A 13,026-nucleotide genomic window follows, 5' to 3' on the forward strand; every position below is an offset into this window, starting at 1 on the left:
TTTATAAATGGTGGAGTTACACATGCTCATCAAGTTAACATTTCATACCACCCCCGGAGTGGATTTTTTGCATTTTGCACAGAAAGATATTGTTCGATTTAAATCGTGCTTCATACGTAATAATTTAATTAAAAAAGCTTGACCTTAACACTATGTAAAGGTTTACAGTGGAACAGAAAAGGAGGTTAAGAAATGCAAAAAATAACGAAATTGTGTATGAGTGCTGTACTAACCACATCTATTATTAGTGGTTATGCTCAAATTAAGGGAATTGAGAAAGTTCAGGCGAAGGAAATTGAAAAACCGCAGAGAGAAGATAGGAAGAAAGTAGAGGCGCAAAAAATAGTAGGAAAGTATACAATGCCAGATGAAAAAAGCAAACATGAAGGAACATGGCTACAATGGCCTCATGAACTTACATACGGGTCAAAATATCAGCAAGAAGTAGAACCGATTTGGATTCAAATGACAGAATCTTTAAGCAAAGGAGAAAAAGTTCATATTGTTGCATATGATCAAGAAGAGAAAGAAAGAATTATTGAAGTTCTAACGGATCAAGGGGTAAATATGGAGAAAATTGATTTCTTTATCGCACCTACTGACGATGTATGGGCTAGAGATACTGGACCAATTTTTGTTTACGATAATGACAAAAATTTAAAGATATTAGATCCAGGCTTTAACGGATGGGGAAAGAAAACGCCATATAAGAAAGATGCTCGTCTTCGTGAGAATCTTAGCAATCAGTTAGGCATTGAAAGAATAAATTGGAATAAATTTGTTCTTGAAGGTGGCGCATTTGAATTGGATGGTAATGGAACTGTTTTATTAACTAGAAGTGCTGTGACGAATAAAAATAGGAACGCTAAATTGTTAGAAAAGGATATTGAAAAATATTTTAGTGAACTTGGGGTAACAAATTTTATTTGGTTAGATGGAGCACCTAACTTAGATATTACTGATTTTCATATTGATGGATTTGCCAAATTCCACGATAAATCTACTATTATAACGTTAAAAGAAAAAGATTTGGCTGAATGGGGAGCGTCTGGCAAAGATATTAACAAGTTGCTGCAGGCAAAAGATGCTACAGGTAATAAGTACAAGTAAGTATATCTACCGCTAAGTAAGAATAATGTTACATTAAAAAATGGGGAGAAGCTTGATTATAAAGGTTCCTATATTAATTATTATATAGCGAATGAAGTCATCTTAGTTCCAAACTATAATGATCCTAATGATAAAATAGCAAATGAGATGATTCAAAAACTTTATCCTGATCGTAAAGTGTTGGGGATAGATGTAAGAGAGCTGTATAAAAATGGTGGTATGATTCATTGTATTACTCAACAACAACCAATTAATTTAAAATAATATATTTATAATTCTTTGGGAAGTTGTCTATTTCATATGAGAATCTGTTTATCCATAGGATAGGTAAAGACGCGATAGCATTTTTACCTATTTTATTGTATTTTTTTATGAGTTTAGTATAACTTTCCTATAAACTGAAGAAACCTACCCTTTTTGAAAAAATCTTAATCAAAATGATAGGTTTTTTAAATGAAAAGCTATACTTGCTGTTGCGGAAGAAACATTGTTTAAAGGTATGTTTTCACCTTTTAAAAGTTTCTAGTACAATCATTCTTACTAAAATATCTATAAGAATAAGATTTATATGTTTTTTTTAACAATCCATACATGCCCATCAACTTCAGAATGCAGAATTACCATAAATAATAAAAGTTCAGCGGTTTTTCTGTTTTTATTTGTAACTTAAACGAATTATACTTGGACAATTATTGTGCAATCTTTTCAAATAAATGACTTTCTTTATTTGAAAATAAGGGTGCATCTATAAACCCAAAATGATAAACTAAAATACCTAATTCCACTCTAGAATGAATACGCCATTTTTCTTTAATATGATTAATTATCGTTGAAATTCTTCTAGGGCTAATATATATCTTTTTGGAAATTTCTGCATCTGTTAATCCTTTTGCTACATAAATAGCCACTTCTAACTCTCTTTCGGTTAACATTCTTTTCATAAAATAAGCTCCTTCGAAATTATTCATATAAAAATCAAAAGAAACTATTATTTGAAATAAAGCTGAAAAATCATATCCAATACTCTTTATTCCCTTTAATTGTAATAATTTCTCTCATTTTAATACAAGTTTGTAAAAGAAACTATAAATCAATATAATTAGTAATTGTAACTATATTAATTTTACATCACATTAAAAGTTGGAAAATATTCTTATACTCATAAATTGTTACATTTGAGGGGGAGAAATGGAATTCTATAATCTCGGTATTATTATTAAAGAACTTAGAAAGAAAAAAAATATATCACAATCTGAACTATGTCGGGGAATATGTTCACAAAGTCAGATTAGTAAGATAGAAAAAGGTATTATTTATCCATCTAGCATATTGTTGTATCAATTATCTGAAAGACTTGGTGTTGATCCGAATTATATATTTGCGCTAACTCAAAATAAAAAATTAAAATATGTAGAAAACGTAAAATATGTAATAAGAGATTGCATAAAACAAAAACAATATGAAGAACTTTATGAAATAGTGAAAAAAGAGAAAAACGAAAATAATTTCGAGTCAAAAGAAAATAAACAATTTCTACTATGGCATGAAGCAATTGCTATATTTATGGTGAACAGATCAACAAAAACTGCTTTAAATCTTTTAAATCATGCATTAAAACTAACTGTAACCAATGCTGATTTTTTATCAGAAAGAGAAATAGATATTATGCATACAATGGCAGTAATCTATGCGGAAAATGGAGAATATGAAAAAAGTATAGGCATATTAAAGAAATGTTTAAGTAATTTTAATAAGATAGAATTTCCTAGAAATAAAGAAATTAAATTAAGAATTATTTATAACTTAACAAAATGTTTACATCTTACATATGAACATGTAGAAGCAATAAAGTACAGTGATATAGGTATTAAATTAGCCATTAATATAAATAGTTTATACTTATTAGGGGAACTAAATTTCGAAAAAGGTTCAAATTTATTAGAACTTCAGCAATCTAGTGAAGATGGTTTTAACTATATTAATAAGGCTTTATTTATTTTTGAACTAACAGAAAGAAAACAATATATTAAGATAATCAAGGATAAATATTTTAAAAACCAGAAATAAACATGAGAAAGCTTTAATATGAGCTATTCCTTATTGGAATTTCCTGTTAAAATAAGTGCTGTAATACGAACTATTCCTTATTGCTGTTTATTGCTAAAATAAGTCCTGTAATAGTAGATAAAAATAAAGGGTGACATTTTATGAAATCAAGAGGGAGTACTCGTAAAGCAGATAGTATGGGGCGTATTGTTATTCCAATGGAAATAAGACGGAGTTTAGGAATTGTAGAAAAAGATGCGCTAGAAATGTTTGTGGAAGATGATCAGATTATTTTGCGGAAATATCAATCTTCGCAAGCTTGTGCAATTACAGGTGATATTTCAGATAAGAATATTTCGTTAGCGAATGGGAAGATTATTGTAAGTCCAGAGGGAACAGAACTGTTAATAAAGAAGTTACAGCAATATCTTTTAAAATAAAAGATAAGTAAGAACTTTAAAATAAAATATACTTGTAAAGAAGGTCCTCTATCATTCAGGGGACTTTTTTTATTGCAAAGACAGGTTGTTTAATTGTTATAAATAAAATAGAGGGGAATAGCTGGTCCAATGAAATGCGAATTATCCTAAAAGTAGTCTGACTATTTTTTATAAAAAATCCTAACTATTTACATTTTTTGGTTTCGTGTTATATTTTTACTGTTAGTATGAAGAAAATTCTGATTTCGATTTTCGGAAAGTTTTAGAAAATGAATTAGATTTTCAAATTAAATATGCTAATTCAAGGGGAATTCGTTGGAGAAATGTAACTAAGAGGAAATCTCGTATCATTCACGTTTAGTATCTGTAAATTGGTGGTTCTAATAGTTCTGACGAAAAGCAAAGGAGCAAAAAAGAAGTGGGTAGTTCATTTAACAGGAGATATGGTGTAGAAAAATAAAATAACGGAGGTTTTATAATGAATAAAGGAATACTGCAGATTACGGAAATTGAAGAAATTACTATTCCTAATGTATTAAAGGATAAAATCAAGAATCTGATAGACAATGAATTAAAAACTCATAATCCTTATACTTGTGATCAAGAAATAGCTGCAAGCTTTTCAAAAGAGTGGCTCATTTGTTTGATTGACTATTCAAAGAAAACTCCGAATTCAGATGTAAAAAAACTACTTCATATGATAAAAGAAGCGAATTGTGGTGGAAACGTACCGCCTATCCTTATTAAAAATATTCCGTGTGATCCTATGGAAACCCTATTACCTGGAGAAAATCGCAAAGGCTTTAATTATGGTGAAAACGAACACGATAGAATGAAAAAATATTTTTATGCTGAATGGGTCACATGGCTTTTTGCCACACTTTTTAATTATGATGCTTTGATTCATCCGTCCGAACATGCAGGGAAAAATAGATTTCATCTCATTTCCCCTTTAAACAATGATGAAGTTTTGCGAAATGTCGGTGCAAGCACTGGTGGCGGAAACTTTTATCAACATAACGATGCGACAGTGTATACAGATATGAAAGATCAATTACATATTGAAGAAAGATTGAAATCGTTCAATACGAATTTAGACATTGTATCGAATAGACTTAATAAATCCGTCGAACTAATAGTTTCGGAAATTACTTGCGGCAAATTTACGAGGGTTGATGCTCTTTTATTAAAAGGAGTGTTAAATTTAAAAACCAATACTCATATTGGAACACCAAAATTACTTCAAAAGCATCTTGAAGAAAATCACTTCAGTAAAGATGATATATTGGCGATAAGTAAAATGCCTATTGCTCATATCGCAGGAATGGCGGATGGTGAAATATCGGGATTCGTAGGGGAAATAAACCAAATTATATTTTTGGATGATAATGGTGATATTATTGCAACTTGTTTGAATGGAGCAGAAAATAGATTGATTTATGTGGGAGGAAGTGAAGAAGAAAAGTTAAAATTCGACATGTTTTTGGAACTGTTACGGACAATGCCTACTTATAAAGTCCCGCTTACATCTGAAGATTTATTGATTATGCCAAATTCATACTATGGTAAGCAAACAAATGTAACCCATGGTAGAGAAAGGTTATCGGAGGAAGAATATAAAATTCCGATTGGTGATAATAAGTATGGACGTAGAATTGTTTGCAGGCAATACGTTTCCAGCCGATTACGCGACCAGAAAGAGAGTTACTTTACAGATATCATAAACTAGTTTAAAGAGAGGAGGGAGAATGGGAAGGTTTGGGCTGTAATAGCTCAAACCTTCCCATTTCCTTTATATGGATTTTACTATTGAATTACTCATATTACTATTTTTAGTAGCTATTTTAGCAGGATGGATAGATACAATTGCTGGGGGCGGTGGTATGATAACTATCCCAGTAATGTTATTAGTAGGTATGTCTCCTTCTGTAGCGATAGCAACTAATAAACTACAAGGGAGTAGCGGAACCCTCATGGCAACTGTGATTTTTATTAAGAAGAAAGAAATTAATCTCAAAGAAATGCGTTTGTCCATCTTAATGACCTTTTTTGGATCTATTTTGGGTGGATGGCTTATTTTACAGATACGAGCAGAATATCTAATCATGATATTACCTTTCTTACTTATTATTATTGGTCTTTATTTTCTATTATCTCCAAATATAGCAAACGAAGATCGACCGAGAAAAATAAGTATGTTGTTATTTGCGTTAACAGTGGCTCCATTCCTTGGATTTTATGATGGTTTCTTCGGCCCAGGAACAGGTAGCTTAATTGCTTTAGCGTTCATTCTTTTATGTGGATATAGTGCTACAAGAGCAACTGCAAATGCTAAGATTTTGAATTTTACTAGTAATTTCGCTGCTTTGTTATATTTTATTATTTTTGGCCAAATTGATTGGACAATTGGGCTGATTATGATGCTTGGTCAAATTATAGGGTCATATATTGGGGCAAAGATGGTGCTTACAAAAGGGACGTCATTAATACGACCAATAGTGGTTATTGTTTGCTTTGTCATGGCAATTAAAATTTTTTTACAAAATATGAACTAAATGTAATTAATATATTATTTGTATCAAAGTTAGAGTGTTTTAATGTTCTTGTTGCAGTATTACGCTGTTTAAGATGTGTTCAAAATTAAACAATTTGACTAGTGTAATGTATTGCGTTATGCTTTTTTTAGTATAAAAGAAAGGCTTGAAGATAATGATTCGTCGTTTGAAAAAGTTTAAAAATGTAGCTGTCGTATTAAGCTTCTAAGTAAATTATTAAATCTACCATACTTAGAAGCGAGGAATGTAATTATGAAGCATCCATTATATAATCATTGGTCTGAAACGAAGTATTTAAAAGATATAGTAACAAATCCACTTATTGAAGTAGGAGAGTACTCCTATTATTCAGGATATTATGGCGATCAAAATTTTGAAGATGGTTGCGTTAGATATTTATGGGGCGATGCTAAGTCTCGAGTACTTTTCAATCCAATTGAACAGATGGGTTGGCAACTTGATAAACTCATTATTGGAAATTATGTTTGTATTGCAAGTGGAGTTGTCATTTTAATGGGTGGGAATCATAATCATCACCCTGAATGGATTACAGTTTATCCATTCATTGAGCAAATAGAACAATCATATGAACCGAAGGGTGATACAGTCATTAAAAGCGATGCCTGGATTGGTATGAATGCTATAATAATGCCTGGCGTTACAATCGGTGAAGGTGCAATTGTTGCGGCAGGATCTGTCGTAAGTAAAGATGTTCCGTCGTATACAATAGTTGGTGGAAATCCTGCTAAGGAAATAAAGAAACGATTCACTGATACAGAAATAAACATGTTAATGGAAATGCGTTGGTTTGATTGGGATAGGGAATTGATTGAGAAGGCAATTCCTCTTTTATCTAGTCCATCCATCGAACCATTATTTGCTTTTTATAAAAATGAAGTGAAAAATAAATAAATCAGTTAGAAAAACTACATCCAGTATAGGGTGTAGTTTTTTTATTACAAAAAACTAATAGTTTAGACTAAAGGAAATTTATCTCTAATATAAGTCTAGCAAATAGCTGAATTGAATAATTAAAATCCTTGATAGCTAATAAACGAATGCTTGATTACCAGTGTGTCTCGATATTTAATCGGGACACACTGGTTTTATTTTTTGTAAATGTGGAACAAATGTATTATTTAGATTGTCTATTAAGTGTAATCCTAAAAAATATGAAAGTACGGATCATTTTGAAAAATACGAAGGTATTAAAAAGAGGGATGTGTGTGGGAATACGAAGTGTCATTGTCCTAAAAGGGTTTGATGAGATGGTCTATATGAAAGTTATCCTAACGTCTTATATGTATATAGAATTTGATAACACTGTCTATTTTTTGAGGATTATGTTAGAAGAACGTTTTTTGAGTACAAAGATATTGGAGGTAACAGAAGTGAAAGGTATGTTTTGCAAGAGATTTATTGCAATAGTAACAGTGCTTGCACTATTTTGTAGCATTGTTGTTACATCTGGAAGAGCATCAGCGGAAACAGTTCCTGCTATAGACGTTGAAGCAGGATCAGCAATTTTAATAGAGGCAAATTCCGGAAAAATTTTATATCAAAAAAATGCAGATGAATCATTGGCAATTGCTAGTATGACAAAAATGATGAGCGAATACTTAGTGCATGAAGCGGTAGATAAAGGAAAACTTAAATGGGATCAAAAAGTTAAAATCTCTGAATATGCACATAAGATTTCGCAAGATCGTTCATTATCAAACGTTCCATTAGAAAATGGTGGCTCTTATACGGTAAAAGAGTTATATGAGGCAATGGCAATTTACTCTGCAAATGGTGCAACAATTGCTTTAGTTGAAGAGATTGCTGGTAAAGAAGTCAATTTTGTAAAAATGATGAACGATAAGTCAAAAGAGTTTGGAATGAAAGATTATAAATTTGTAAACTCTACAGGCTTAACAAATCAAGATTTAAAAGGATATCACCCAGAAGGGACAACTCTAGACGAGAAAAATAAAATGTCTGCAAGGGATTGTGCAATTTTAGCACAACGTCTTATTCAAGATTTCCCCCAAATATTAAATACAGCAAAAATTCCTAAAAAAACATTCCAAGAGGGTGGTAAATATCCAATTGATATGGCGAACTTTAATTGGATGTTAAAAGGTTTAATTAAGCAATATGAAGGTGTAGATGGTTTGAAAACAGGAACGACTCCAGAAGCGGGAGATTGTTTCACTGGTACAGTAGAAAGAAATGGTATGCGCCTAATTTCTGTAGTGATAAAAGCAAAATCTCATACGGCACGTTTTGATGAAACAAAGAAATTATACGATTATGGATTTGCGAATTTTGAAGTGAAGAATGTCTACGGAAAAGATGCAGTAGTAAAAGGACATGAAACAGTTCGAGTAGCAAATGCAAAAGATAAAGATGTAGTAGTTCAAACGAAGCAAGCTGTTGCACTTCCAATGCCGAAGGGCAACAATGACGTTTATAAAAAAGAATTTAAAGTATCGAATAAAGAACAAGAAGCGCCTATTAAAAAAGGTGTAACAATTAGTAAAATGATTATCTCGCCTAAAGATAATATAGATCCTGGGTTCTTATCAGGTAAATCATTACAAATAGACCTTGTAACAAAATCTGATGTAGAACAAGCAAATTGGTTTACACGTTTTATGCGCCAAATCGGATCTTTCTTTAGCGGTATGTGGGATAGTGCGGTTGATATAGTAAAAAGCTAACTTTATAGGATAAAACTAAATAGTAATCTGGAACAAAAAGTTTCAAAGTACTATAGATTCTTATGAGGGTAGCTTGGAATGGAAGATTGTATTAATTCTCAAATTTGGTTCTTCGGAACTTTTCGTATTGCAATTAAGCTAAAATAAATTTGTATCCATATAATCAAAAAACGCTATTCTTTTTGTAGAAATATACAGTGGTCTGACCCCATTTGGTGAGACAAAGAAAAAACACCTAGATAACATGTTTCCTATAAGCTATAGGTGACATATTATCTAATTTTCTCTGAATCCGTTCATAATTATAGTAGTGGATGTATTCATCCACAGTTTGTATTATACTAGCATTATTCGATTGTTTTATATTTTGCGCATAGAATCCTTCGGATTTCAAATGAGAATGAAAGGATTCTATGAGAGCATTATCATGGCAGTTTCCTGTACGAGACATGCTTGTGATAATGCCTTTTTCTTTGGCATATGTTTGAAATTGTTTTGATGTATACACCTTTCCTTGATCCGAATGTAAAATCGTATCAATCACATTTCGCTTTCTTAAAGCCTCTTTTAGAGTATCTAATACAAGAGAAACATCCTGTGTCTCAGCTATTTTATAACTTACAATTTCATTGTTAAACCCATCTATAATAGATGAAAAATAAAGAGTCTTATTGCCGAACATCAAATACGTGATATCAGTGAACCATTTTTCATTAGGCTTGGTAGCTTTAAATCTCCGTTGTATTCTATTTTTAGCTACCACTGGTTCATGACCGAGCACAAATATCTTTTTCTTTTTTCTAACCCGAGATAATACGTTGTATTTTCTCATGATACGTAATACTTTTTTATGATTCATTACGATGTTAAATTGATCACGTAGACAAGCTGTAACCCGACGATATCCGTACCGATATTTATGATGTTGACATATTTCTATTACGGTTTTTTCTTCATGATTAGTTACTGTTTTCTCCTGCTTTTTCCAACGATAATAAGTAGCACGTGAAATATTAAATATGGAACACAGTTCTGCAATTGTAAAAATTGATTGCCATTCATTTATCATTTTCATTATTTCTTCTTTTCCTCCCACCTCCTTAAGATTTCTTGGCACTTTTCCAGCAATATAATCTTTGCCTTTAAATAACGTATTTCTAATTCTTTTTGTTCAAGTTCTGTTAACCTTTTTAAGCCTTTTCCATGTGCAGATTGTCTTCCAATAGATTGTTCAAACCGATAGGTTTCGCCTTCACGATACCATTTCATCCAAGTTTTAATTTGAGCCACATGTCTAATTCCTAAGGCATCCATAATTTCTTTATTTTTGAATCCTTGGTGTTTCATTTCAACTACTTTCCACTTTATTTCGGCGGGATAATGCGCCTTTTTCCCCATACGAAAAACACCTCCATTAAAATCATAACTGATACTTACGATTTAGAGAGGTGTTTTTTATCGTCTCATTCTCAGGGTTCACTCCATACAGGAAGGATGGCGTTTATTATGAATATTTAGATTCAAAGGGTTCTGATGCAAGATTAGTTTAATAAAGTTACATGATGAAAGAACATTCATTATTCTATCAGGTGAAAATAAAAATTGATACCTGGTACTTATTTCTGTTATTAAATTTTATAAAAATTTAATAACATCTTTTCTTTCTATTAAATATTTTGTTTTAAATTAATTATATAAAGAAATGGAGGCTAGAAAATAGATGCATAGATTGAGTTTGTACTGCTTATATTAGAGATTTAAAGAAAGAATATGTACGATTCTCCCACTACACTAGTATAGTGGCCTTTATTAACAGCAAAATTTACAATTTACAAGGAGAATATTTTATGAGTAAGAGAATAAAAGAATTAGATTCCATACGAGGGTTAGCGGCACTTACAGTGGTATTTGGACATTTTTGTTTAATGCTACCATCGTTGCCTAATTCTATTAAATTTTCCCCGCTTAGGTTTTTATGGGCGGGTGGAGAAGCGGTAATCGTTTTTTATGTACTGAGTGGTTTTGTGTTATCTATGGCACTTTATCATTCAAAAACAAATTATTGGGGATATTTAATTAAGCGATTTGTAAGAATTTATATTCCTTACTATTTTTGGATAATCATTACCTTTGCGTTATTTATTTTGTTTTCACCGTATGAGGTGGCAGGACTACGGGATTGGTTCTATGATAGGTGGCAAGGGTCTATAACAAAAATAGATATTATAAACCACATTGTGCTTCTTAATAACTTTTTTACGGAAAATTACAATCCAGTTATTTGGTCATTGGCTCAAGAAATGCGTATATCGATTGTATTTCCTTTGTTATTCCTTCTTTTTTATAAACTGAGTTGGAAGAAAACGATATTAATTGCTTTGAGCTTTTCTTTAATTAGTGTTTTCCTTAATATGTTGCATATTGGGAAAGCAGAGGGATTTTATAATGGTTATGTCGATACACTGCATTTCACATCTATGTTTATGGTTGGAATGTTACTTTTTAAGTATCAGGAAAAACTTATTTACTTATATCAAAATATGAAAAAATATAAAAAAGGATTTCTTATTGCATTAGGGATTATTCTATATTTATATTCCATTTTAATTTATGGTTTTTCCCGTAATGATACTACTTTCTTATTCAAAGATTGGGGTGTCGTAATGGGGGTTAGTATATTTATTATAATGGCTATGAGTAACCTAAAAATAAAAGCATTTTTAAATAAGAGTGTATTTGTATATTTAGGAGAAATTTCATACAGTATCTATTTGTGTCATTTTCCAATCATGATGGTACTATTTAAACTTTTGTATACAAAGATACCTATTTTTTTCCTTCTCACTTTGTGCATTATAATGACACTACTTTTTTCTATAGTTTCGTATCATTTAATCGAAAAGAAATGTATCAACTGGGCAAAACAAAGAACAACAAATTTTTTGAAAAAAGTATAATTCCTAGAGAGATTTTATTTCTTTAGTAAATATACGAATATGACTGATTCCTAAGTATACTTAGGAATCGGTCAATTTTGAATTCTAAATGTAAATATAGTAAAGTGGAATATAATTGAAAACGAAAACGAAAACCACTTAGAAATAACAATTACGGTGTGAGCTATTGTATAGTATAGATATGGTTAATAATAAAGGGGGAATACATATGTGGAAGCGATTTGTAGCAATTGGTGATAGTTTTACAGAGGGGATAGGGGATGAAGTTGAGGGAATAGCATTAAAAAGCTGGGTAGATCATTTTGTTCAACTGTGTGAAAACGATATAGAATATGCTAATTTTGCAAAGCGTGGGTTAGTAACTGAAGAAATTCGCTCGCAGCAATTGGAAAAGGCATTAACTTTTAATCCAGATTTGGTTAGTCTCATTGCAGGTGCAAATGATGTTTTAAAAGGACGTTGGAATCATGATGCATATAAGAACGATATGGAATTTATGATAGACACATTAAGTAAAACAGGCGCTGATATTATGATAGCAAACCTTCCAGATTTTACTGTTAGGCTTCCATTTCCTTCTGAAAAAAAACAAGTAGTAAAAGAACAATTATTAGAGGCAAATGAAGTTATACTTTCACTGAGTAGAGAGTATAAGCTTCATCATGTTGACTTTTGGAATCATCATTTAGTTAATGACAATACGCTTTGGTCTACGGATTTCATTCATCCAAACTCAAAAGGATATGTAAAAGTTGCTGAATTGATTTTTAGTAGTTTGCCTGTACAGAAGACAAAATAATAGTTTGCAATTTAACGAATATAATATTAATTGTATGAAGCTATGTTTTTTAGTAAATGGAAAGAACTAAAAATTTAGCAAACAAAGCGTATCTACGATATATTTCTACAGTAGTGCACAAATGCAAAATCACAAAGAAAGATTACTTATCGAAATAGGTGGTCTTTAAACGTTTTTATAACTAAATTAAAATATATACTGTATTACTAACAATTTCGTACTACATAAAGATTAAGTTCTCTTATAGAAAAACTGATTTTATATTATCTTAAAATATAATAACATGTTCAAATCATATTTTGGGTATGTATCCTAATTGTGAATAATGTGTAATTTTTTGAATTATAAATGTCCAATAAATAAAATAGATAGTAGGTGCAGAAGTATTAATGCTATATTATTCAATTCTTGTTA

At 30.9% G+C, this 13,026-nt stretch carries 10 protein-coding genes and 1 pseudogene; 9 read left to right on the forward strand and 2 right to left on the reverse strand.

The genetic code is table 11. The annotated features are described in order from the left end of the window. Nucleotides 1–192: 192 nt before the first annotated feature. Nucleotides 193–1,374, forward strand: a pseudogene (locus MHH42_RS12305) (agmatine deiminase family protein). 425 nt (nt 1,375–1,799) lie between these two features. Here the strand turns inward: MHH42_RS12305 and MHH42_RS12310 are convergent. Continuing rightward, nucleotides 1,800–2,051, reverse strand: a complete 252-nt coding sequence (locus tag MHH42_RS12310; protein ID WP_000827556.1) for a response regulator transcription factor — start codon at nt 2,049–2,051, stop codon at nt 1,800–1,802. A 247-nt stretch (nt 2,052–2,298) separates the two neighbouring features. Here MHH42_RS12310 and MHH42_RS12315 point away from each other — a divergent pair, with 247 nt between their 5' ends. From MHH42_RS12315 to MHH42_RS12340, 6 genes are all read left to right on the forward strand, one after another. After that, nucleotides 2,299–3,177, forward strand: coding sequence for a helix-turn-helix domain-containing protein (locus MHH42_RS12315; RefSeq protein WP_000397971.1), 879 nt, complete (start codon nt 2,299–2,301; stop codon nt 3,175–3,177). Between the two features lie 140 nt (nt 3,178–3,317). Next, a complete protein-coding gene (locus MHH42_RS12320) occupies nt 3,318–3,596 on the forward strand; it encodes an AbrB/MazE/SpoVT family DNA-binding domain-containing protein (RefSeq protein WP_000842219.1) in 279 nt (92 codons plus the stop codon). A gap of 478 nt (nt 3,597–4,074) precedes the next feature. Then, the gene (locus MHH42_RS12325; RefSeq protein ID WP_001032371.1) at nt 4,075–5,325 is read left to right on the forward strand and encodes a hypothetical protein; all 1,251 of its coding nucleotides are present in this window, start codon (nt 4,075–4,077) and stop codon (nt 5,323–5,325) included. Nucleotides 5,326–5,392: 67 nt separating this feature from the next. Beyond that, nucleotides 5,393–6,151: a TSUP family transporter gene (locus MHH42_RS12330; RefSeq protein ID WP_000347979.1), complete on the forward strand. Its 759-nt coding sequence runs from the start codon at nt 5,393–5,395 to the stop codon at nt 6,149–6,151. A gap of 252 nt (nt 6,152–6,403) precedes the next feature. After that, nucleotides 6,404–7,063, forward strand: a complete 660-nt coding sequence (locus MHH42_RS12335; protein WP_016108408.1) for a CatB-related O-acetyltransferase — start codon at nt 6,404–6,406, stop codon at nt 7,061–7,063. Between the two features lie 479 nt (nt 7,064–7,542). Further along, on the forward strand, nt 7,543–8,856 hold the full coding sequence (locus MHH42_RS12340; RefSeq protein ID WP_033658416.1) for a D-alanyl-D-alanine carboxypeptidase family protein: 1,314 nt from the start codon (nt 7,543–7,545) through the stop codon (nt 8,854–8,856). A 235-nt stretch (nt 8,857–9,091) separates the two neighbouring features. Here the strand turns inward: MHH42_RS12340 and MHH42_RS12345 are convergent. Further along, a protein-coding gene (locus MHH42_RS12345) for an IS3 family transposase (RefSeq protein ID WP_098637997.1) occupies nt 9,092–10,254 on the reverse strand; the annotation gives its coding sequence in 2 pieces (ribosomal slippage) (nt 9,092–9,987 and nt 9,987–10,254; 1,164 coding nt in all). Between the two features lie 449 nt (nt 10,255–10,703). Between MHH42_RS12345 and MHH42_RS12350 the strand changes: the two genes are divergently transcribed. Beyond that, nucleotides 10,704–11,813 (forward strand): acyltransferase family protein, encoded by a 1,110-nt coding sequence (locus tag MHH42_RS12350; protein WP_016108412.1) that lies wholly within the window; start codon nt 10,704–10,706, stop codon nt 11,811–11,813. Nucleotides 11,814–11,994: 181 nt separating this feature from the next. After that, nucleotides 11,995–12,612: an SGNH/GDSL hydrolase family protein gene (locus MHH42_RS12355; protein WP_131202475.1), complete on the forward strand. Its 618-nt coding sequence runs from the start codon at nt 11,995–11,997 to the stop codon at nt 12,610–12,612. The last annotated feature ends 414 nt before the right edge of the window (nt 12,613–13,026 follow it).

The organism is Bacillus sp. FSL L8-0099 (assembly GCF_038006385.1).
Taxonomy (GTDB): Bacteria; Bacillota; Bacilli; order Bacillales; family Bacillaceae_G; genus Bacillus_A; species Bacillus_A toyonensis.